Annotated in this window: 17 protein-coding genes and 2 pseudogenes; 16 read left to right on the top strand and 3 right to left on the bottom strand. The window is 29.3% G+C overall.

Annotation, left to right across the window (positions count from 1 at the left end; genetic code table 11):
- Nucleotides 1–229: 229 nt before the first annotated feature.
- From AST02_RS08285 to AST02_RS14615, 8 genes and pseudogenes are all read left to right on the top strand, one after another.
- Nucleotides 230–1,030, top strand: a complete 801-nt coding sequence (locus tag AST02_RS08285) for an MBL fold metallo-hydrolase (protein WP_102134920.1) — start codon at nt 230–232, stop codon at nt 1,028–1,030.
- A gap of 601 nt (nt 1,031–1,631) precedes the next feature.
- Nucleotides 1,632–2,111 (top strand): 23S rRNA (pseudouridine(1915)-N(3))-methyltransferase RlmH, encoded by a 480-nt coding sequence (gene rlmH / locus AST02_RS08280; protein WP_021339332.1) that lies wholly within the window; start codon nt 1,632–1,634, stop codon nt 2,109–2,111.
- A gap of 214 nt (nt 2,112–2,325) precedes the next feature.
- On the top strand, nt 2,326–3,126 hold the full coding sequence (locus AST02_RS08275; RefSeq protein ID WP_069817298.1) for a hypothetical protein: 801 nt from the start codon (nt 2,326–2,328) through the stop codon (nt 3,124–3,126).
- 171 nt (nt 3,127–3,297) lie between these two features.
- Nucleotides 3,298–4,068, top strand: coding sequence for an HNH endonuclease (locus AST02_RS14115; protein ID WP_081333362.1), 771 nt, complete (start codon nt 3,298–3,300; stop codon nt 4,066–4,068).
- Nucleotides 4,069–4,748: 680 nt separating this feature from the next.
- The gene (locus AST02_RS14460) at nt 4,749–5,051 is read left to right on the top strand and encodes a helix-turn-helix domain-containing protein (RefSeq protein WP_218086513.1); all 303 of its coding nucleotides are present in this window, start codon (nt 4,749–4,751) and stop codon (nt 5,049–5,051) included.
- A 63-nt stretch (nt 5,052–5,114) separates the two neighbouring features.
- Nucleotides 5,115–5,309 (top strand): transposase, encoded by a 195-nt coding sequence (locus AST02_RS14455; protein ID WP_218086512.1) that lies wholly within the window; start codon nt 5,115–5,117, stop codon nt 5,307–5,309.
- Nucleotides 5,260–5,979: pseudogene (locus tag AST02_RS14110) on the top strand (IS3 family transposase); the annotation flags it as partial. The gene AST02_RS14455 and the pseudogene AST02_RS14110, both read left to right, overlap by 50 nt.
- 62 nt (nt 5,980–6,041) lie before the next feature.
- Nucleotides 6,042–6,116, top strand: a pseudogene (locus tag AST02_RS14615) (hypothetical protein); the annotation flags it as partial.
- 56 nt (nt 6,117–6,172) lie between these two features.
- Here the strand turns inward: AST02_RS14615 and AST02_RS08255 are convergent.
- A complete protein-coding gene (locus AST02_RS08255) occupies nt 6,173–6,814 on the bottom strand; it encodes a hypothetical protein (protein WP_069817296.1) in 642 nt (213 codons plus the stop codon).
- A gap of 22 nt (nt 6,815–6,836) precedes the next feature.
- The gene (locus AST02_RS14105) at nt 6,837–7,301 is read right to left on the bottom strand and encodes a hypothetical protein (RefSeq protein WP_081333360.1); all 465 of its coding nucleotides are present in this window, start codon (nt 7,299–7,301) and stop codon (nt 6,837–6,839) included.
- Nucleotides 7,302–7,630: 329 nt separating this feature from the next.
- On the opposite strand from AST02_RS14105, the gene AST02_RS08245 reads away from it, so the two are divergent.
- The 7 genes from AST02_RS08245 (at nt 7,631) to AST02_RS08215 (ending at nt 19,398) form a co-directional block, all read left to right on the top strand.
- Nucleotides 7,631–9,193: an ATP-dependent nuclease gene (locus AST02_RS08245; protein WP_069817294.1), complete on the top strand. Its 1,563-nt coding sequence runs from the start codon at nt 7,631–7,633 to the stop codon at nt 9,191–9,193.
- Nucleotides 9,181–10,176, top strand: a complete 996-nt coding sequence (locus AST02_RS08240; RefSeq protein WP_069817293.1) for an AAA family ATPase — start codon at nt 9,181–9,183, stop codon at nt 10,174–10,176. Before AST02_RS08245 ends, AST02_RS08240 begins: the two co-directional genes overlap by 13 nt.
- A gap of 80 nt (nt 10,177–10,256) precedes the next feature.
- Nucleotides 10,257–10,949, top strand: a complete 693-nt coding sequence (locus AST02_RS08235; RefSeq protein ID WP_069817290.1) for a hypothetical protein — start codon at nt 10,257–10,259, stop codon at nt 10,947–10,949.
- 501 nt (nt 10,950–11,450) lie between these two features.
- Complete coding sequence (locus tag AST02_RS08230; RefSeq protein WP_069817288.1) at nt 11,451–14,987, top strand: DUF7149 domain-containing protein; 3,537 nt, start codon at nt 11,451–11,453, stop codon at nt 14,985–14,987.
- 407 nt (nt 14,988–15,394) lie between these two features.
- Nucleotides 15,395–15,961, top strand: coding sequence for a recombinase family protein (locus AST02_RS08225; protein WP_069817286.1), 567 nt, complete (start codon nt 15,395–15,397; stop codon nt 15,959–15,961).
- Nucleotides 15,958–16,548 (top strand): hypothetical protein, encoded by a 591-nt coding sequence (locus tag AST02_RS08220; protein ID WP_069817284.1) that lies wholly within the window; start codon nt 15,958–15,960, stop codon nt 16,546–16,548. Before AST02_RS08225 ends, AST02_RS08220 begins: the two co-directional genes overlap by 4 nt.
- Nucleotides 16,549–16,902: 354 nt before the next feature.
- Complete coding sequence (locus tag AST02_RS08215) at nt 16,903–19,398, top strand: DEAD/DEAH box helicase family protein (RefSeq protein ID WP_069817282.1); 2,496 nt, start codon at nt 16,903–16,905, stop codon at nt 19,396–19,398.
- Nucleotides 19,399–19,680: 282 nt separating this feature from the next.
- On the opposite strand, the gene AST02_RS14215 is transcribed toward AST02_RS08215, so the two are convergent.
- Nucleotides 19,681–19,773: a type I toxin-antitoxin system Fst family toxin gene (locus AST02_RS14215; protein ID WP_107553951.1), complete on the bottom strand. Its 93-nt coding sequence runs from the start codon at nt 19,771–19,773 to the stop codon at nt 19,681–19,683.
- A 515-nt stretch (nt 19,774–20,288) separates the two neighbouring features.
- Here AST02_RS14215 and AST02_RS08210 point away from each other — a divergent pair.
- Nucleotides 20,289–23,477: an AAA domain-containing protein gene (locus AST02_RS08210; protein WP_069817280.1), complete on the top strand. Its 3,189-nt coding sequence runs from the start codon at nt 20,289–20,291 to the stop codon at nt 23,475–23,477.
- The last annotated feature ends 124 nt before the right edge of the window (nt 23,478–23,601 follow it).

Below are 23,601 nucleotides of genomic sequence, written 5' to 3'. Positions count from 1 at the left end.
AAATACTGTTAATGAGAGTTATTAAAGAAGTATGAAATGGTTCATTAGAGTATTATATACTTAGAATTTTGCAGATAGCTTAAGCCAATTTTTGAAAAAGAGCTCGTTTCATATTCTCAAAAACTTAGATAAATTAGTTTATTATAATAAATAATTAGACAGAGGGCATGTTGATGGCACATAAACCGGAGACTGCCCCATAAGTAATAGAAGCAATAGATTAGAAAGGGTGAATCGCTTGATACGTATGAGCGCATTAGCGAGTGGCAGCACAGGGAACGCCACTTATGTGGAAAGTGATAAAGGTAGTATTCTTGTCGACGCGGGTTTGACAGGGAAAAAAATGGAAGAGCTATTTGGACAAATAGATAAACAAATTAAAGATTTAAACGGCATCTTAGTTACACATGAACATACTGATCATATTAAAGGTCTAGGTGTGTTAGCACGTAAATATGGTTTGCCGATTTATGCGAACGAAAAGACATGGACAGCTATTGAAAAGAAAGACAGCAAAATTCCAATGGATCAGAAATTCATTTTTAATCCATATGAAACAAAATCAATTGCTGGATTTGATATCGAATCGTTTAATGTGTCACATGATGCGATAGATCCACAATTCTATATTTTCCATAATAATTATAAGAAATTCACGATTTTAACAGATACAGGTTATGTTTCAGACCGCATGAAAGGTATGATTCAAGGTAGTGATGCCTTTATCTTCGAAAGTAATCACGATGTGGATATGTTACGCATGTGCGGTTATCCATGGAAGACGAAGCAACGTATACTGAGTGATATGGGACATGTTTCAAATGAAGATGCAGGCTTAGCAATGACAGACGTCATCACAGGTAGTACAAAACGCATTTACCTGTCTCACTTATCACAAGACAACAACATGAAAGACTTGGCACGCATGAGCGTTGGACAAGTGCTCAATGAACACGACATCGACACAGAAAAAGAAGTATTGCTATGCGATACCGATAAAGCCAAAGCAACACCAATATATACATTATAGATAATCTTAACTTCTTTGAAATTTAGATTATCTTAATGCAGTAGTGGAAGCTACTGTAATCCATGATCAACATTAAAGCGAATTAGCCGATATCTCAATAGGAGGTATCGGTTTTTTTACATTTTTCTAACGTACATATGAGATAAAATAAATTTAATGAGAGTATTTTTATAGGAAAATTTACTCAATAAAAGAAGGAATATATGGGCATACAACCCTATGTCTTAACTGAAAATAACCATATGCAATTGACGGATAATTATAACAATTGGTGGAATGGTTATGTAGTAAGGATTCAGCAAAGATAGTATGAAGATAATGTAAATCCTGTGAATAAGTATGTAAGACAACCTCGAACTTATCCACGGAATTATACATAGTTATCCAGAGATGTGCACAATTCACAGGGAAGTACCCACATTGTACACAGAGTTATCCACAAATAAACAGGTTATTCACTCATTTTTGTGTAGAAACCGTAAACATTATTAAAAAATAGTATGCATTCCTGTTATAATAAGAGGGAATAGTGTGAATAAGTGTATAACTTGTGGATAAGTCTAACAACTGTCAACTACTACACAATTTTTGGAGGATAACTATGAAGATTACGATACTCACAGTAGGTAAACTAAAAGAGAAATACTGGAAACAAGCTATAGCAGAATATGAAAAAAGATTAGGAGCTTATTCTAAAATAGAAATCATTGAAGTGCCTGATGAAAAAGCACCCGAAAATATGAGTGACAAAGAGATAGAGCAAGTTAAAGAGAAAGAAGGCCAGCGCCTGCTAGCAAAAGTAAAACCACAATCCACAGTGATTACTTTAGAGATTAAAGGAAACATGCTGACGTCAGAAGGATTAGCAAAAGAAATAGAAAGCCGCATGACACGTGGTCAAAGCGACTTTACATTTATTATTGGCGGATCAAATGGTCTACACAAAGAGGTTCTAGACCGCAGCAACTATGCCCTGTCATTCAGTAAAATGACTTTTCCACATCAAATGATGCGCGTCATCTTAATCGAGCAAGTCTACCGTGCTTTTAAGATCATGAGGGGAGAAGCGTATCATAAATGATGCGGTTTTTTCAGCAGCTTTGTAAAGGGATTTTGGACGTATCATACTGTATGAGGTTTATAGGAATTGCAGTTATGTTTTTGTTAATAATATCATAAGTAATATGTTTTTATTGTTCACTTAGAGATTTTAGCATATTAGACTATATGACGATTATTAATTGTAGCTGATATGATGTAAATAGGTTAAATAAATAAGAATTAGGGTGATTGTGATGGAGTGGGCTTATATAATAGCTAAATATTTGCAAAATCTAGGAAGTATAATGGGGTTATTAAGCCCTATTATATATTTTATTTATTCATATTCTGAAAGAAGAATATTGACAGATAAAATTGATGGAATTTTTTCATTGTTCGGTTTATTTTTATTGAATATTATTACCTATTCAATATTTATAATTTCATTATTAGGCTTAATATTCTATAAAGGTGGTTGGGATAATTTTAATCATAGTTTGTATGGAGGAACCCTTTTATCTATTTCAATATTTTTAATATTAATTACGATTGTCTTGGAAATGATCTATCAATCAAAATTAAGAATTACATTTACATTAATAAAAACTTCAAGTTTTTCAGGATTACTTATTAAACAAAAAATTATAGATTCACATAGGATTGTAAAATATCAAGCTTTAAGTGATATTTTTGAAGAAAGAGAAATTAGTAAATTTTACAAAAAAATACATAGAGAAGTTGCATTACCGATATCTGAAGAGTATATAGAAAATAATAATTTTGTTTCTAATGTAAATTATCGACTGAAAAGCATCAAAATATTTAACGAAAAATTTTCGCTTTTTGTTATGGACATTTTAAGCTGGATATCAATATTTCTAATTGGTATAGTAGGTGTCATTATCGCAAAAATATTTGAATTTAAAGACCCTTGGCTACTTTGTATTGTGATTATAATGGCTATTATATCAATGATTAAAAACATGTTTTGTATGAAAACAGTTATCGATAAAAATGAAGAATTGATAAGAAGTGAGTATGAAGATTGGAAGTAGTAATACTAATATAAAGTATGAATATTAATAAAGAAGTACAAAATTTTCATGTGATAAGAAAGGTTTTTTACAGAAAATGTTCGTGTAGGTTCTGATAAAGACCTATTATGTAAACTACAGGATGAGTTAATTTGATTAATATTATTTCTTAAATGGAAGGAAATATGCAAAATGACAAATACACAATGGATAATACCTTGTAACATTCAGTTCTATGATGTTATAGGTGCCTTCAATCAATTTAATGTGATAGATTGGAAGCAAAGTAAACAATTAACTAAAGCTAAAAAAGGAGATATTGTATACATCTACATTTCTTCTCCTGTGAAAAGCATAAAATACCAGTGCTTAATAAACGAAGTGAATAAATCTAATACAACTATAGATGACAGTGAATTTGTGATTAAAGGCGAAAACTATATAAATTACGGTAATTATATGGAGTTAGAGTTATTAAATGAACTTAATGATGAAAAACTAGATTTTACTTCTTTACAAGAAAATGGATTGAACGGGAATGTACAAGGACCATTTCCTTTAAAAGGCGACTTTAAAAAATATGTAAAAGAGATTTCAAATAATAAAAATTCTAAATCAACGACAGAATTAGAGAACACTGAATATATTGAAGGGAAACCTTATATTCAATATGGAATGAAATATGAAAGAAACCAAGCATTAAGAAAAAAAGCCATAGAAATACATGGTACCACTTGTAAAGTTTGTGGTTTCAATTTTAAATCCAGATATGGGGACTTGGGAGAAGGGTTTATTGAAATACATCATATAAAACCTATGTTTTCTATAAAAAAAGAAGTTACCGTGAATCCTGAAGATGATTTAATTCCTCTATGTTCAAACTGCCATAAAATGATTCATAGAAATTCTAAACAGCCTTTATCAATTGAGGAATTAAGTAGAATAGTCAACAGGGAGAATTAATAATATTATCATTTATCATGAAGAAAAATATAAATACTATAGAAGCTGACATAAAATACTTTATTCAAAGGTTATCGCGCTATTACTTAAAAGTATGATGAAGTTACAGAAAACTATTATAAAGAAGAATCGTACAATAAATTCTTAAATCGAGAAATCAAATCTAGTTTGCTGTGATTTATTTGAACATTTAATATTATATGCTCTAATTGCGAAAAAATCTAAGGGTATTCACGGACTAGCAGGCTACCTTATCTTCATCGCACCTATAATGAAGAATGGTATATAAATGAAGTTGATTCTAGATTAGAATGGCAGAAATGCTGTAAAGAGAAAGCTTGTTTATCAAAAGAGTATAGTAAAAAATTATTAACAGATATTGTTAATAAATTGAGCAATACAAACTTTTATAGATAATATGAAAAATAAATGTATAAAAACATCTAAAGTCATTGTATTTTGAACACTTTAATTCAGATTTTAAAACAATCGTTATTAAGACATATTTTGATTTTGAAATCATTAAGGGACTTCTTACTAATAAGAAGTCTTTTTGTGTATCTTATGATAAGCAATTATGTAAAACTCTCTCCAAAATATAAAGGACTATAAAAAAGACCCCAATTAATGATGTGCATCCCCAAAATTGGACTGAAAATCTAACTTTTGGGGTGCATTTTATGGGTAAACATTATAAATATGAATTTAAATTAAAGGTAGTTCAAGAATATTTGAATAGTTCATTAGGTTATAGAGCATTAACAAAGAAATATGAAATATCGAATAAAAGTTTAATCGAAAGATGGGTTACACAATATAAAGAATTTGGACCCGAAGGGTTAAGCAAACGATTGAAAAATAAAGTTTATACTAGAGAATTTAAGCTATCTGTTTTAAGATTTAGACAAGAAAACATGTTGTCTTATCGAGAAACAGCAAGCCATTTTAAAATAAGTAATACCGCCATGATATGTGCTTGGTAACGTAAATTTGAAGAGAATGGTATCCTCGGACTAGTCAACAATCGGAAAGGACGTCCAAGTAAAATGGATAAAAAACATTCGAAAGTAAAGCCTAAATCAACCGAATTAAAAGAAAGTGAACGCGAGGAATTAGAAAGACTAAGAAATGAAAATGAGATGTTGAAAGCAGGTATAGCTTATCAAAAAAAGTTACAAGCCTTGACTCAAAATTACGAAACAAAACATTCGAAAAGTAAAAATCATAAAAGCATTACATGAAACATTTAATTTTGGGCTCAGTCTATTATTTAAAGTTTCAAAAGTAGCTAAATCTGTTTATTACTATTGGCTAGAACGTTTTAAACAACCAAATAAAGATGAGGAATTAATCGAAACAATTAAGGCGATATGCGAAGAATGTGGATATATCTATGGCTATAGAAGAGTTACTCAATCCTTATCAAGTAAGGGATTTAAAGTGAATCATAAGAAGTTAAGAAAGTTAATGAAAGAATTAAAACTTACTTGTACAAAATTTACACATAGAAGACGTAAGTATAAATCTTATAAAGGAAATGTAGGCAAAATAGCGAAACATTTATTAAAACGACGTTTTAATACGATTGGCCCTTATCAAAAAGTAGTGACTGATATTACAGAGTTTAAGTTGAATAATGGATCGAAATTATATTTATCTGCATATATGGATTTATATAGTTCAGAAATTATGAGCTATAGTATTTCAAGTCTCCCTACACTAGATATAGCTATCAATCCACTAAAAGAACTTTTAAATATGTGTCCAAATGTTAATTATCGATTAACTATACATTCAGACCAAGGTTGGCATTATCAAAATGCGAAATACATAAATATTTTAAAAGAAAATAAAGTATTCCAAAGTATGTCAAGAAAAGGAAATTGTCTCGATAATTCAGTTATGGAGAAAGATTTGATCATTTTTATCAACTGGAGCAAGCTATTCAAAACTATATGATTTTTTAGAATGATGAAAGAATTAAATCAAAATTCAAAGGCTTGTCTCCTAAAAATTTTAGGAAACAAACCTTTGAATTATTATACTAAACCAAAGTACAACTTTTGGGGTTCAGTACATTAATTGAGGTCTTTTTAATAATTATTTACTTATATTCATCATATTTACCATCAGCAATTTCCTGCTCTGATTGTTCAATTTCTTCCAATACCTCATCTTGATTTGGCCCATCGTAATACCCTTCTTCAATAGCGTGTTTAGTTTGGATTTCACCCGAAGATAATCCACCATCATATTTTTCTCTTAGTGCTTCTTTCTCACCTTTCGCAATTTCTTCATCAGTTGGACCTTCACCATTTTTATGTGGTACAGCATCATCTTTTGGTAAGCCTGTTTCAGGGTCTAGTTGGTCGTTTGAATAATAGCCATCAGCTGAACCAGGCATGTCAAACATTGCATCACCGTTAGGCATGTTTTCAGTATTCATACCCTCATCGGGAACTGCTCCTGTTTCCGTTTGTTCCTCTACAGGATCTTGCTGTGAAGGTTCTTGTGTAACTTGATTAGATTGTTCATCCTGTACGGATTGCTCCTCTACGGAAGGTTGCGTCTCTTGTTCAGTAGGCTCTTCTGTAGCTTCTTTATCAGATGATTTAGCTTTATCTTCTTGCTTATCATCCTGCTCTGTCTTGTCCTTAGTTGATTCCTTTGTCTTCTCTTCTTCATTGCTACATGCTGTAAGTAATAATAATCCAGTGATTGATGATGCTAATAATAGTTTTTTCATGATTGCTTATCCCCTTATAAGTCTATTTATTTGCCATCATTTCCATTAGTTCAATAATTCTATCATTTTGCGAAATTATCTCGTCATTCTGTTTAATCAGTTCATCCTTTTGTGCAATTTGGACAAAGTCAGTCTTGCGTTGTAATTCTTGAGCCAACATATTAGATTGTTGAGCCATATTCATCGTGAACATACCCATTGTCGAAGCAAAAGTATTTAAACCGCTTTGTATTTTTTGAGCATCTATTGCGTGCTGTGTTATCTCAGAAACCTCTGTAGTTCCAAGTAGATTACTATAATTAACTTCTCCACTTTTTATAGATTCATTACTTCCAATCAATTTGTAAGTTTCTTGTAGCCCTTTTTCTTCATCTTCTTTAAATAGTTCTTTTAATTCTTTCTGTTTCTGTTTGCTTAATTTTTGGAATCTCATACGCTCTTTGAATTTTAATGTCTGAAATAAATCTTTTTTTAAAAAGTTTCCCATAATAATCTCCCCTTTTTAAAATGTGTAATAAGTTCCCTAATTACTAATAATTCTATTGTATAAAACTTTTATATTTTTAGCTAGTATTTTATTTATTATCTTCACTTAATTTGAAGTATTCTGACATTTCTAATTGAATGTTTAATGTGACTAAACACCCATTTTTATATCTAATTCAAGTAATTTTTGTCTACTTAGAGTCTACCCTATTAATACATAAAATTTAAATAATTAACTTTTTGAATTTTGTGTATATAATGGAAAATGAGAAGAACTATATTTCTTATAATTTAGAATTAAATATTTAGTAAGATGAATGGAGCTTAAATATGTTTATAAAAAAATTGAAAATTAAAAACTTCAAACAATTTAAATATCTTGATCTGAATTTAAATCCAAAAAGAAATATCTTTATTGGTGAAAATGGCGCTGGTAAATCTTCTATTATAGAGGGGATTAGTTATGTCTTATCAGGTAACGATAAAGTAATAGAAAAAGTAGGCAAGCAATCTCTTTTTAATACAGAGATAATCAATGATTTTCTCGCTTGTGAGAGAGAGGATAGAAAATATAATGATTTACCAGTTTTATCTATAGAGATATTCATCGACTCAAACACTCATTTTGAACTAGAGGGAAAGCATAATTCAGAAGGCAAAGAACTCAGTGGCCTTGTTATGAAAATAAAACCTAATGATACTTATTCAGAAGAAATCAATGAGTCTTTGCAAGAAAGTGATACATTTCCTTTTGACTATTACAAAATTGAATTTAAAACTTTTGATGGAAGAAATTATAATAGTTACAAAAGATATTTAAGATATTCTTTTATTGATTCTTCTAGAATAAATTCAGCTAATGCTAATCAAAGATTCATAGAAAATATTTATAAAAAGGAAGTTAGTCTTGAGGGCCGGATAAGATTACAACATGAGTATAGAAAACAAACAGAAAACTTCTCTAACAAGGAACTAAATTTGCATAACAAAGGGGACTATGATCTTAGTTTGAGTTCACATAGAGGGAGATTTCTAGAAGAAAATTTAACTATCAGAAAAGAAAATGTAGATATTTCTCAACTAGGTAAAGGAGATCATATGTTTTTTAATATTGATTTTTCCTTATCAAGAAGTCAACAGGACAGTAACATAGTTCTAATAGAAGAGCCCGAAAATCATCTAAGTCACTTAAACATGCATAAATTAATACAAAAAATGGTTGAAGCTGAAGAAAATCAAGTTTTTATTGCTACTCATAGTAATATGATAACTACTAGATTAGATTTGCAGAATGCAATTTTCCTAGCGAATGGTAGTGCCATTAAATTAGAAGATTTAGATGATGACACAGCCCGTTTCTTTATGAAAGCTCCAGATACAAATGTTCTTGATTTTATTTTATCCAATAAGATAATTCTTGTAGAAGGAAATGCTGAATATATTCTTCTGTCTTCATTGTTTAAAAGAATATTTGGTACAGAACTGTATAATAAAAATATTGCTATTATTTCAGTTGGAGGGCTTTCATTTAAAAGATATTTAAATATAGCTTTAGAGCTTGAAAAAAAAGTGGCTGTGATAACTGATAACGATGGCGACTATAAAAAAAATATATTAGATTTATATAACGAATATCAAGCAGATAATATTCAAGTATTTGCTCCAAAAGACAATGAAGATTATACTTTCGAAGTTTCTATCTATAAAAATAACATATCTCTATTAGACTACAACCTTAAAACACCACAGATGAGTAATGGACTCCAAGCTTATATGTTAGACAATAAAGCTGAGTCAGCTTTTAGGATATTAGAAAAAATATATGAGGATGAATTCTATAATGATTTTACAATTCCTGAACATTTATGGGAGGCGTATCGATGGATAAATTAATGTTACATGCTGTAGCAGGTTCTGGAAAGACAACTCATATCTTAAATGATTTGAACACAGAAAAAAGGAGTGCAGTGATTACATATACTGTGGCAAATAAAGAATCTTTAAAGAAGAAAATAGCTAATATATTCTCCTATCCTCCTGAAAACATACATGTGTTTGGGTTATTTGAGTTTTTGTATGGATTTTGTTTTAGGCCGTTGCACATTAACCGTACAAATAGTGGTATATGTTTTGACCGCCCACCTTATTATTTCACAGGGTATTTTAATGACAATAATCAAATATATTCTAACCAACTCTCTAAATTTATAATGAGAGAAGAATTAAATTATTTAGCTAGGATAGATAAATATTTTGACCACATATATATTGATGAAGTTCAAGATCTTCACTCTGACGATTTTGATTGGTTGATGACATTGAGCAACTTAAAAATTCCAGTAACACTAGTTGGAGATTTTTATCAATCCACATTTGCTACAAGTAGAAGAGGGAATAAGAGGGCAACTTTGTTTTCAAGTTACACTGCTTACAAAAGAAAATTTGAAAATAATGGTTATCATTTTGATGAATCAACTCTTAACAAAAGTTATAGGTGTTCAAGCGATATAAGTGAATTTGTCACAAGCAATTTAGGTATAGATATGGATTCCCATCACTTGAAGAAAAGTGAAATAAAGATTATAGAAAAAAAAGAAGAGATAGATAATATCATGAATGACGATGATATCAAAAAATTATTTTACGATAAGTCATCCACTTACTTGGGAAATTGCGATAACTGGGGTAACTCAAAAGGGCAAGAATTTAATGATGTTTGTGTGATTTTAAACCCAACTACACTAAAAAATTTTCCAGATAAATTGGAGGATTCAGCACCAACCACTTTAAAAAAACTATATGTTGCTTGTACTAGAAGTATGAATGATTTATATTTTATCAATCAAAAGTTAGTAGAAAAAACCTTTAAAAAGTAACACTAATAAAATTAGAAATATTTATTTTAAGGAAAATGATTCTAATGACTTAGAGAAAAATAAGTAAAGGAATGAGAAAATTGATAATATTACCTAATTATGAATATGAGGATATAGAGACTTTGTTTGCCAGTTTTCAAGAGACCTTGAAGCCTAAAAGACATGGAACCAAAAAATTTAGTGATTTAACAATAGAAGATGAAAGAGAGTATACAGAAATTATAAAATGGTTGAAGGATAGAGGATATTACATTAAACAATTCCCGAATCTAATTCAAAAGCAGCAAAGCCTTAAAAGTTTTGCATATGATGAGATAAGAAGTTACATCAGAGTTAATAAAGGCTATGATGCATCAGGTTCTATCCCTTGGTCAGAGCGTAGAGAGCTAATTACAAATTTAAAACTATGCAATAGAAGTGACCACAGTTCATTTAACGTCAATAAAGACCTAGACTATATAATTAGAGATATTTCAAATGGGAGAGGATATTTAGATACACAAACTGTAAATGATCAATTAATGACTTTGTGCAATTGCATTGAATACTTCTTAAAAGAAAAAAATAAATTTAAAGTAGTTTCTCCAGAATTATTCTATGGTTTTCTAGATAATAATGATTTAAAAAAATTTAGACAAGACACACAAATTTTTAGACATACTACTAAAGATACTTTGGAAGAAAGAAGATTTTGGAATGATAATAAGAAGAAGTTTTATATACGGTTAGGAATAAATATGGTCACCGAAATTCATCAAAAAAGTAAAGAATAACAACCATATTAATTAGTATTGCACTACGATATTAAAAAGTGTTGTTGTGGGAGGGATTGTTGGTATATTCTTTGAATAAATAAGACTTATATCTTCATTTAAAAATCGACTATAGCTGTCATGTTAATTCCACGCAACGACCGTTAAAAGAAAAATATTTAAAATTTTTGTAAAGATAAAGGGAAATAACATAGATAGAGAATAATGGAAAGTTAAAAGACCTGAGATGAAAATCGTTATATTGTAGTTATGAAGACGATAACCGTATAATTCCAGGTGAATATATTGATGAACATTTTTCAAGAGACATACTTTTATTTGCAATTGAATTTTTTGACGATAATTTAGTAGGATATAGTAGCTACTCTATTGAGAAATCGAAAATAACTGACAAAATTTTTGAAAACTTATCAATTAATTAAATATAAGTAGTAAAATCTTGAATGATATAATTTGATAAAAGACGTTATAATATCCAAATTAGAAAGGATAGATTAGTATATGGATTTTTACAATGTGAATGATTACTTATCCTCATCATTAAAACGGAATACTTCGGGTACTGATGAATATCTTACTTTTAAAGAAAGTTTGAGTAGATTAGTAAAAGATACAAACGTGAATGAATCAGAAGAATTTAATAAGAATATCCTTAGTGAGTTTCTAAAAGTTAATCTTATCAATAATTATGCTATTAATACAAAAGGGCGTACAGATTTAGCAATATATAACACTAATGATTACTACTCTGATGTAGGAGCAATTATTGAGGTCAAACGAAGTAGCAATAAGGCAGAAATGATGAGTATCGATAGAATTAACGTTAAATCTTTACAGGAACTCATTCTATATTATCTAAGAGAAAGAGTAACATATAATAATTTAAAATTAAAAAGACTTATTATAACAGATATAGATAATTGGTTTGTCTTTGATGCTACAGATTTTGAAAAGCATGTATATAATAACAAAAAACTAATTAAATACTATAAACAATTTATTGAAGGACAATTAAGTGGTATAAGCACTGACTTTTTTTATAAAGAAATAGCGAAACCTTTCATAGATGAAGAACTACAATACAGCAAAATACCATGCTTACACTTTACACTAAGTGAATATACTCGATTTCTCGAAGAAAAAAATTATAGTCGAAAACTAGATTCATTACATTTAATCTTTACTCCATTTTTCCTTTTGAAAAAGCCTATTCCTAGAAACAAAAAAAATATAGATAAGAACTTTTATGATGAGCTTCTATACATACTTGGATTGAGAGAAGTTAAGAAAAAAGAAAAGAAAATAATTGCTCGCTTGGATCCTAAAGATCGACAAGCAGGTAGTTTAATAGAAAATATTATCTCAGAAATCAATACATCAAATAAATTAGACAATGTAGATTTTATTTATAGATATGGAAAAACAAAGGATGAACAGCTTTTTAATATTGCATTACAGTTAGTTATTACGTGGATAAATCGCGTTTTATTCATTAAGTTGCTTGAAGGTTTTTTAAAAGATATAAATAATAATAAAGAAAATAAATCGTTCTTTAATAAAAATAATATAGAGAACACTTATGATTTACATTCACTTTTTTTTGAGGTACTGGCTATCCCTTCAAAGGAGCGAGCTACTCATATAAAGCAATCTTTCAAATCCGTTCCTTATTTAAATAGTTCGTTATTTGAGCTAACAAAACTAGAGCAAGAAGTTTTCTCTATTAATTCATTACAGAACATTCAAATGCAAGTATACAATAAAACTAAACTACGTTATAAAGATAGCGGGCCTGTCCGATTTACAGATTATTTGATGGATTTCTTTGGTTACTATAGTTTTAGTGATAAGAAAATGGGTTCTGATCATTCGCAAATTATAAATCCTGCAATTCTTGGGTTAGTTTTTGAAAAGCTAAATGGGTACAAAGATGGTTCTTATTATACACCTGCGAATATTACATCACTCATGACTAACGATACTATAGAACTTGCTGTAATTGATAAATTTAATGAAAAGAAAGGGTTGGAATGTCAGTCATTAATTGATGTATACAACAGCATTGATAACATCCCTGAAGCCAATTCAATTATTGAATCCATTAAGATATGTGATCCTGCCGTTGGCTCTGGCCACTTTTTAATATCAGCGTTAAACAAACTGATATCTATTAAACATGAGCTAGGAATTCTAGTGGATTCTAATAATAAAAGAATTAAGGATTATATATTTAAAATTTCAGATGATGATTTGATTATTTTAGATAACGATGGTGAATTTCAATATAATCCAGATTCTATTGAGAGCCAAAGGTTACAAGAAACAATGTTTAAAGAAAAGAAGAATATAATTGAGAAATGTTTATTCGGTGTTGATATTAATCCTAACTCTGTTAATATTTGTCGTTTACGTTTATGGATTGAACTACTAAAAAGTTCGTATTATGATCCTAAGAAGTCAGGTGTTGATTTTGTATCTTTACCGAATATAGATATAAATATCAAGGTCGGAGATTCTTTACTAAGTGCTTATCCCGTAGATAGTAACGTAGGTGACTTTACAAAAGGCGCAAAATTTAAAGTAGAAGAATATAAAGCCTTGCAAACACAATATATTAATGCAAGTAGTAAGGAAGAAAAAAGGAATTTAGATAATGCTTTAATAAAAATTAAAGCATCTTTTAAAAATGTAATAAAATCTGAACGTAATTTACAAATCAAGAAAAACAAGGTTAATGAAAAAATTTATCATCTAGATAAACAATTAACACTGTTTCAGTTAGAATCTAAAGCGAGTATAAATAAAGAAAGAAAAGCACTAAGAAAAGATTTAAAGAAAATAGAAACAGACCTAGCTTTAATAGAAAAAAGAAAAAATATAGAAAATGTATTTGAGTGGCGTTTTGAAATTCCTGAAATATTGGATAATGAAGCAAAATTTATTGGGTTTGATATTATTATAGGTAACCCACCCTATTTCAATCTGGAAAAAGAATCAAGAGAACTATATGAATCAACCGACTCTTTTTCAAAAGTGAAATATGGTAAAACAAATATAAGTTCTGTATTTATCTATCTCGGTTTATTTAAACTCTTGAAACCTGGTGGCTATTTTAACTTCATTGTTCCAAAAGGATTATCATATGTGAGATCATGGTGGAAAATTAGAGAATTAATATTGAGAGATAGTAAATTATTAGCGAGCTATGATGTAGGTAAAGCATTCGATGGTGTTGGATTGGAACAAATTATTGTGTTTGCTAAAAATGAAGAACCTAATAATCATTTAGTAAAAGTGCAACGAAAAGAAGAAGAACCATTTTTATTACCTCAGTTGTATTTGTATGAAAGAAATAGAATTCTTCATTCTTTAACAGAAGAAAGAAAATCTGTTATCGATTATATTGAGCAGGATACTTTTAAACTTTCAGAAATAGCAACATTTCCTAGAGGGAAGGCAAGAGAGAAGAATATTATATTCTCTAATCAAGAAACTGAAATGAATACTCAATATCTTGGTGGTATAAATATTGAACAATTTAATACTAAAAATAACAATGTACGTAAACCCGATTATTATATTAATAATAGTGATTTAAAAAAAGTGAAAATCCATGAAGATGGTTATACTAACCGTAAGATAATATATCAAAATCTTATGTCGAGTAAACCTAGGATAGTTGCGACAATTGATCAAGAAGAACGACCTAATGATGACACTGTAAATAACCTGTTATTAAACAATGAGTCATTTACTTATGAATATATTGTTGCTATTCTTAATTCACATTTAGCGACTTTTTATCTTAAGTATATGGTGATTAATAATGCTGAATTAACCGTACATTTGGATGGGCAATATGTTGGTCAAATACCTATTAAATATCCAACTGAGGAAGAAAACAAGAAAATTACTGAACTAGTAAATATATTATTAATAGACTATAGCGTTGAAATTCATAAGCAACTTAATTCAATTATATATAGTGTCTATAAATTGAAAGAAAACCATATAAAATTAGTGATGGACAGCATTTGATACTATAAAATTCAACCATTCCTTGCATTAAAAACTTGCGTTCGTATAATGAGATATAGGAGTGATATAATAGTAATCACTTATCAAGAAAATTTTCCAAATATTAATACTTAAAGGTAGAGAAATGGTGAAAAGGAGACGTATTCTTTTTTAAAAATCTAAGTTAGTGATTAAAATATAGTAATTCATATCGAATTTTAAAACGTTCATTTTTGACACAAAACCTCTTAACTATAAATTAAGAGGTTTTTCTTATATATTTAAGTCTAAAAACTTGTGTTATAATCAATGTATCATAAATATCAAAAATCATGAGTTTTTAGACGATGAGAGACGCGCTTATTTGCATCGAGAATTAGATTTCATTAATAAGCACCCATAAAACGATTAAAAGAGGTGGTATTCAAATGGCTAAAATTGGTTATGCACGTGTATCAACACAAGATCAAAGTCTCGATGTACAGACTGATACGCTTGAGGAATATGGTTGTGAACGTATCTTTAGTGAGAAAGCGAGTGGTCGCAAAACGAAAAGAACGGAACTTGATAAGTGTTTGGATTATTTACGTGAAGGCGATATTCTAGTTATCTATAAATTAGATCGTCTTGGCCGTACAACGAAACAATTAATTGAGTTATCACAATGGTTGGATGAAAACAGTATCGATTTACATATTATAGATATGAACGTATCGACCCAAGATGCGATGGGCAAGATTTTTTTTACCATGATGAGTGCATTTGCTGAACTGGAAGCTAACTTATTAAGTGAACGTACGAAAAAAGGATTAGAAGCAGCAAGAGCAAGAGGTCGAAAAGGCGGCAGACCTTCATTGTCTGAGCATAAGAAAAGAGAAATTAAGTTTCTATACGATGAACAAAAACTTACAGGCGAAGAGATTGCTAAGAAAACCGGTGTTAGTAGATCAACTATTTATCGAATTGTAAAAGAGAAACGAGGAAGAAATAAGTGAAAAAAATTATATTATTAATAATATTGATAATAATGCCTTTATTAATGCTATTATATAACGATAGTGAATATAGCCCATATAATAAAGATATTGATAAAATTAATCATGCTAGAATGCATGAACAGGTTATACAAAATGAAAAAGGTATGAAAGAAGCTGATGATCTAAAAAAAACAGTGATAAGTCAAAAAAATTATGAAGATCAATTACTAATAGCTATATTCCTTCCTTTAATAGTATTACTATTAGGAGACGTTCTCAACGATAAAAATAATAATAAAAAAAAAGCGAATTTGCAAAAAAGAAAATATGCTCTTTTAAAAAATAAAGCTAGTATTTGCTTTGAAATAATAGAAAATTCAAATGAACTAAATAAGGGGCAGGATATTCAGTGCATCAAAGAAATAGAGTATTCCTTCCTAAATTATTATAATTCAGAAAATGTTAGTCTTACCAATGAACAAATTTTTTTATGTGAAAGTATTATTTCTAACTTTACCTCATTAATTTACACTCACCAATTCGAAGAAATAAATAAATTAAAAGAAAATTTACATAAGTTTCTACTAAATGATAAATCTATTTGATTTTTATCATCAATAGTACTAGTTATATTAAAATATACAGCCAATTCCTTCATAAGTAAGATTGCCAATTCAATTGATATAATAAACATAAAGTAACACGAAAGTATATTAATATGAAAAAATATTATTGCTATAGTTAAAAGAGAAAAATTAATGTATATTAAAAGAGCTATAGTAAGAAACTAAATTTTCCAGAGGTATAATCTCCTTAAATCAATATCAAGCAGAATGCTATTTGTTAACAAATAGCATTGATTATCTGGGATTTTAAAATTTTTCAACTAAATAAATTATATACTCAAAATATTTAGTTTCAATTTTAAAGTACGATAAACATAACAGTGGGGTGTTAACATGGTAAACTTTAAGAAATTAGATAATTATCAAGAGAGTATAAGTCCAATTGAACCTTGGGAAATTATAAATAGAAATCGTAAACCTAAATATTTTAATGACTTATTTTCAAATCAAAAAGATATTCTAGTGGATTGGTTTAAAAAAAGAAATCAAAAAGATACAGTTATAAAACTACATACCGGTGGAGGTAAGACATTAGTAGGATTGTTGATAGCACAATCAACTATGGACGAATTAGGTGAACCAGTATTATATTTATCGCCGACTAATCAATTAGCTCAACAAACAATCAAGATGGCAGAAGATTTTGGTATAAAAGCTGTATTATATCAAAAAGGGCAACCCCTATCTAATGAATTTAAAAATGGTAAATCCATTATGGTTGCATCTTATAAGGCTCTTTTTAATGGTAAAAGTAAATTTGGTATAGTTGGAAGTGGAACTAAAATTCCTCAAAAAATAGGTGGAATTATCTTAGATGACGCCCATACATCCTTCCCCATCTTGAGAGATAGTTTCACTTTGACTATAAATAAGGCATCACAAGCTTATGGTGAACTTATTGATTTATTCAGAGAAGATTTTAGAACAATTGATAAGATGGGGACTTTAGATGATATAGTATCTAATAAGGAAAATAATATTATAGAAGTACCATATTGGTCATGGCTATCTAAAACCGATGCAGTAGTTGAGATTTTGAATCGGAATAAAATTAATGAAAATATTGAATGGCCATTACTAAGAAATCACCTAAATCTTTGTCATACTTTAATAAATAAAAATGAAATTAACATTACACCAATATTGCCGCTGATTGATCAGTTTAGCAGTTTTACAGAATGTCAAAGAAGAATCTATATGTCTGCGACTATAGCTGACGATAGTAATTTAATTAAAATGTTTGATGCAGATTTCGACTCTGTTCAAAACCCACTTTCTTCTTCTTCTCTAGCTGGTATAAGTGAAAGAATGATATTAACGCCTGATTTGATGCCTTTTTCTTACGATGAAAAAATGAATAAGATGCTTATAGAACATTTCGTTAAATCAGAAGGAGCTAATACCGTTGTTTTGACAAATTCATTTACTGAGTCTGAAAAATATGAAGATATTGGTTATGTTGCTAAGTATAATATTGAAAAATATATTGAAAATTTAAAAAATCAGCGTGTAGAAAAACCTGTGATTTTTTCAAACAGGTATGATGGTATTGATTTACCAAATGATGCATGTCGTTTGTTAGTAATGAATGGCTTACCTAAAGGAAATTCATTATATGAGATATATTTATCATCTATATTAGGTAATGATTCTACAATTGCAAATATAATAGCCCAAAGAATAGAACAAGGCATAGGAAGAGCAGCAAGAGGATCTGGTGATTATTGTGTCGTTTTACTAGTAGGAAAAGAATTATCTGATTGGATAAGTCAAAACAGCAATTTCAATATGTTAACTAGCGCAACAAAATCTCAACTCAAAATTGGGGAGAAAGTAAGTGAGGCAGTAAAAGAACCTGAAGAACTTAAAAATACAATTATACAGAGTTTAGAAAGAGATGAGGATTGGATTGATCATCATAATTCTAACCTCTCAAAATTGCTAGAAGAAAGTACCTTTGAGAAGAATTTCACTTTGGCAAAAGTAGAGAGAAAGAGTTTAGATTTATGGAAATTTGGTTACCATAACAAAGCTATAGACAAACTTGAAAAATATGTAGCTAATCATACATTAGAAGATAGGTTAAGTGGATGGTATGAACATAATATAGCAAGAATAGCATTTGATTGGGGAAATGAGGAAAAGTCAGAAGATAGCTATAAGCAAGCTTTTTATCACAATAACAATTTAAATAGGCCCAAAACAAAAGCTCCTTATCGGAAAATAAATATACCAGGCAAACAATCAAAACAAATAGCTGAAATAATAGGAGCTTATAGACAAAGACAAGCAATTTTACATAAATTTGATGAAATATCTAAAAAGCTACATCCAGATTCGTCATCAAACCAATTCGAAGAATCTCTGGCTGAATTAGGGAGATTTTTAGGATTTAGTTCACAAAGACTTGATTATAATGGCTCAGGACCAGATATTCTATGGTTAATTTCAGAAGAAAAAGCAATCGTAATAGAGGCAAAAAGTAGGAAGAAAGAGAAAAATTCGTTTAATAAAGAAAATCACGGTCAATTATTGGTTGCCGGGGAATGGTTTAGACAAGAATATCCTAACTATGAATTTATACGTGCTAGTGTTCATCCAAATAATAATGCTACCAGTAATGCACAAGCAGAAGAGTCCTATGTTTTAACTTATGCAAAACTAAATTTATTAAAAGATGATATAAGATGTTTTTTAAAAAATTTAATCAATAGTCATTTAGACAAAAGTAGTTTAGAAATAGAGTGCGAAAATTTACTGATTAATACTGATTTGACTTATGATAAAATTATAGATAAATATTTTGAAAGATTTAAAACATCAAGTTAATAGTGTTGGTATAATAACAGACAATTAAAAATTTGTAGTAGCGTATAGTCTTTAATATTCTGTAATCTATTTCATTTATATGGTTATATATCCTTAGGATGTTTAATGAGATATTTGTTTTTGACTCCACTGGTATTTATATTCTAATTTTATTATGACTTTGCATTATAACCACTTATGATGTTATAATGTGTTTAACAAAAAGTAGTTCCATTGGAACACCGAACCCCCAACCTACTGGAATAGGTTGGGGGTTCTTTTTGGTGGGCTGGTGTCGCCTTATTATTTATCGCGGTTGTTTAGCCAAAACGTAAAACCCGCAATTATGCATCCTGAAACAACAGGTGCAATTATACTAACAAAAAGTAGTTCCACTGGTCTCACCTCCTTCCGTCGAATATATCGCCGGAAGTTAAGACGACTCTGTTATTATATCATTTGTGAAAGTGTAAGCATATGCACTTCCGATAAGCTGAATTATGTTTAATAGAAATCATACTATTCTATTAAAATCCTCTATTTCGTGTCTCAATTCTTACATTTAAAATTTCATAAAAACTTCTAATGCTCTAAATTCTACGGGCATCTTTTCAAAAATATCGTTTTGCACTTGTATCAATTAAAAAGCGATATTTAACATCTGAAGCTAAAAATCTCTTACAAGTATCATCAATTTGATCAGCTGAAATTAATTAGATTTATGGTTCAAATGATACTCTTTGTTATTCATAAGAAACCTTAAAATATACATTAGGTCAATGAAAATCCCCCTTATGAAATTATAACTGAATAAAGGCACAATTCGTATTAATATTTATAGCCATTATGAATTTTTTCAGAATATTGTTAAAATAAGGCGAATGAACTTAATTACATAAGGATGAGACAAAATGGCGAATTTAGTTAATGATACTCTATCAGCATGGTTACTAGTAGAATCTTTACAACCTGGTGAAGTTAAATATGACAAGGGAAGCACTTTATCTAAAGGTAATTTTCAAAATAATGAACAACAAAAGCAATTACAAAGTTTTGAAGATTATTATGATATATGGAATGATGAACGATATAAAATTGCAGAGCAACCTCAAAAATACGGTAAAAGAATATTTCGTTTATATAGAAATTGCTTTTATTTTAAAGAAATTGATAAAGAAATTCAAAATATTTTTAACGATAATACAGAAATTTTTAACCCAAATGAAAAGCGTTGTTATGGTTATACATTCCAAACTGATGAAAATGGAAAAGTAGTAACAGATAGTCTACATATCCCTATGATTATGAGTGCACTTAAAGAAATTAGAAAAAATAAGAGTGCAAACATAGAACAAATATTTAATGACTCTAAACGTAAATTCCAGCAAAAATTTAATGGAATTATTGCAGATGAGCCGATTAACAAAGACAAAATTAAGCAATTGGATGAAAAGTACCGTGACTTTTTTGCTGTACTTATTTCTGAAACAAATGGCATATTCAAACATTATTTTACGATTGAATATGTTAAAAATAGTGAATCTCCAGATCCTGATTTTAATAGTTTCTTTATTGGTGATATAGAAAGAGCTCGTAAAGACCCTAACCAAACATTGAAAGCTTATATTGAAGGCATAGATGATACAAAGCGTATTGAAGTAGATGAAAATAAAGAAGTGTTTGAGGAGTTCTTACATCCAGAAAATTTACCAGATGGTCGTTGGCCATCACAAATTGAACATAAATTATCTTTAATGCAACAACTAGCTGTAAATCGTATAACAAGTAGTAATGAACATATTAATACGGTAAATGGTCCTCCAGGGACAGGGAAAACGACTTTATTAAAAGATATCTTTGCACACTTAGTTGTTGAGCGAGCTAAAGCCTTTGCCGTGTTAGATGATCCACGGGATGCTTTTGAAAATGTTAAAATACATGACACAGATGCTTATCCTATTAAAGTGTTAAAAGAGGAATTCACTAAATTTAAAATGGTAGTTGCATCAAGTAATAATGGTGCAGTAGAAAATATATCTAAAGATTTACCAAAAATGGAAGAAGTAGTTCGTAATCCTGAAGGGAAGGCATTTCCAGAATATGAATTAGATTATAGTAAAGCGACTGATGAATTGAAAAGTTTTAGCACGATTGCATCTCGATTAATAGGTGAACCAGCGTGGGGGTTATTTTCAGGCGTATTTGGAAAAAGTGACAATATCAATAAAGTAATGAATCAAATCCTTAATAGTGATTCAAAATCTGATAATCAGCAAACTTCATTAGTGAGGTTGTTGCAAAATGAGAATACTAGTATTGGTTATAATCAATTAAAGCAAAAATGGAAAGTTTGTAAGAAAGACTTTAATGAAGAACTCAAAAAAGTGAAAGAATTAAAACAATTATCAGTTGAAGCATATGATAAATATAAAGAAAATGAACAATTATTAAATAAAGAAAAAGAATTAAAATCAGAAATGGAAATATTGAAAGAAAGTTTAAGTCAAAACCATAAAGATTTATCAAACAAAAACACTGAATTAGAGAATGTAAAAAATGATTTTCAATATATAGAGCAACAAATTGAAACAATTGATGAAATGATTCAAACATATAATCCAAATAATATATTTGAGAAAATGAAGTCATGGTTTGGACAAACTAATGATGACAATCTAGATAAGTGTAAAGAAGATAAAATAAAGTTATTAGAAGAAAAAAAGACTTACCATACAAAAATCAACGATTTACAAAAAGGTATAAAAGAGATAAGTAATAATAATAAAGATTTCGAGCAAAAGATAAAAAATGACGAAGAAAAAGTAAATGACTGTAATATCAAACTGACGGAGTATAATAAATACAAAGATAATTCCAAAGTGACGTTTCCTGAATCTGATTTTTGGGATGAGGATAATTATGAGAAGCGTCAGGTAGAAAATTTGTGGAATTCTAATGAATTACAATATCATCGTGGGTTATTATTTTTAAAAGCAATGGAACTACAAAAATTGATATTAATTGCCAATAATGGTCCAGTTTATTATGCCATGCAAGACTTTAAAGCGCGTAATTCATATCTTGATTCGGCACCAGTTCGTGTGACGAATGCATGGAATGTGATGCATCTTATTTTTCCTGTAGTGAGTACGACCTTTGCAAGTTTCGCATCAATGTATAGAGGATTGCCTAAAGACTTTATTGACTACTTGTTTATAGACGAGGCAGGCCAAGCCCTCCCACAAGCAGCAGTCGGAGCATTATATCGTTCTAAGAAAGTGATAGCAGTTGGAGATCCTATTCAAATAGAGCCAGTAGTAACAATGGAAGATAATTTAATAGCTAATATTAGAAAAGGCTATCATATTCATGAACGTTTACTTTCAAAAGCATCTTCTGTTCAAACTGTAGCTGATTTTGCGAATAAATATGGATATTGGAAGACTCAGACGGATGATGAAGATAGTAAGTATTGGATTGGAATTCCATTATGGGTACATAGAAGATGTTTAAAGCCAATGTTTACTATCGCCAATCAAATTGCCTATGATAATAAAATGGTCTTACCTGAAACTATTACTAATATAGGTAAAACTGGATGGTATGATATTAAAGGTAATTCGGTACAGAGACAATTCGTAAAAGAACAAGGAGATAAAGTCATAGCACTACTTAAAAATGATTGGAAACAAGCTATAGAAAATGGTGAGCATGAACCAAGCGTTTATGTTATTTCCCCATTTACTGAAGTAAAAAAACAAATTCAATTATTAGCAAGAAAAGAATTGATTCAAACTGTAAGTGACGATTCTAAAAAAATAAGTGACTGGATTAAAAATTCAATTGGAACTGTCCATACGTTTCAGGGTAAAGAAGCAAAGAAAGTTTATTTTGTAATAGGAACTGACAATAATCAAGATGGTGCAGTCAATTGGTCATGCGCAAAACCCAATCTATTAAACGTTGCTGTCACAAGGGCTAAAAAAGAATTTTATGTTATCGGTGATAAAGATCGGATTAAATCTAAACCATACTACAGCGTTATTAACTTAGAATCTAATACAGAAGATCTCGATGAAACAATAAAAAGCCGTTCATGATATAAATAAAAGGTTCAATTAGTTAAAAGTAATCTTTCTATATAGTTGAGCATAAGTCATAGTAATATAAACACTTTCGTTGAATTCAAACGAAAGTGTTTTTTTATGAAGAGAGTTGCCCATT

Origin of the sequence: Staphylococcus equorum, from assembly GCF_001747895.1 — a bacterium.
GTDB classification, from domain to species: domain Bacteria; phylum Bacillota; class Bacilli; order Staphylococcales; family Staphylococcaceae; genus Staphylococcus; species Staphylococcus equorum_A.
Note: the sequence above shows the minus strand (reverse complement) of the source record. Positions and strands in the feature narration are given on the sequence as shown.

What these genes read in the sequence shown, in the direction of transcription:
- AST02_RS08255 (WP_069817296.1), bottom strand. Translation starts at nt 6,814, where the DNA reads ATGAAAAAACTATTATTAGCATCATCAATCACTGGATTATTATTACTT.
- AST02_RS08230 (WP_069817288.1), top strand. Translation starts at nt 11,451, where the DNA reads ATGGATTTTTACAATGTGAATGATTACTTATCCTCATCATTAAAACGG.
- AST02_RS14460 (WP_218086513.1), top strand. Translation starts at nt 4,749, where the DNA reads ATGGGTAAACATTATAAATATGAATTTAAATTAAAGGTAGTTCAAGAA.
- AST02_RS08240 (WP_069817293.1), top strand. Translation starts at nt 9,181, where the DNA reads ATGGATAAATTAATGTTACATGCTGTAGCAGGTTCTGGAAAGACAACT.
- rlmH (WP_021339332.1), top strand. Translation starts at nt 1,632, where the DNA reads ATGAAGATTACGATACTCACAGTAGGTAAACTAAAAGAGAAATACTGG.
- AST02_RS08215 (WP_069817282.1), top strand. Translation starts at nt 16,903, where the DNA reads ATGGTAAACTTTAAGAAATTAGATAATTATCAAGAGAGTATAAGTCCA.
- AST02_RS08225 (WP_069817286.1), top strand. Translation starts at nt 15,395, where the DNA reads ATGGCTAAAATTGGTTATGCACGTGTATCAACACAAGATCAAAGTCTC.
- AST02_RS14455 (WP_218086512.1), top strand. Translation starts at nt 5,115, where the DNA reads ATGGATAAAAAACATTCGAAAGTAAAGCCTAAATCAACCGAATTAAAA.
- AST02_RS08245 (WP_069817294.1), top strand. Translation starts at nt 7,631, where the DNA reads ATGTTTATAAAAAAATTGAAAATTAAAAACTTCAAACAATTTAAATAT.
- AST02_RS08210 (WP_069817280.1), top strand. Translation starts at nt 20,289, where the DNA reads ATGGCGAATTTAGTTAATGATACTCTATCAGCATGGTTACTAGTAGAA.
- AST02_RS08275 (WP_069817298.1), top strand. Translation starts at nt 2,326, where the DNA reads ATGGAGTGGGCTTATATAATAGCTAAATATTTGCAAAATCTAGGAAGT.
- AST02_RS14105 (WP_081333360.1), bottom strand. Translation starts at nt 7,301, where the DNA reads ATGGGAAACTTTTTAAAAAAAGATTTATTTCAGACATTAAAATTCAAA.
- AST02_RS14115 (WP_081333362.1), top strand. Translation starts at nt 3,298, where the DNA reads ATGACAAATACACAATGGATAATACCTTGTAACATTCAGTTCTATGAT.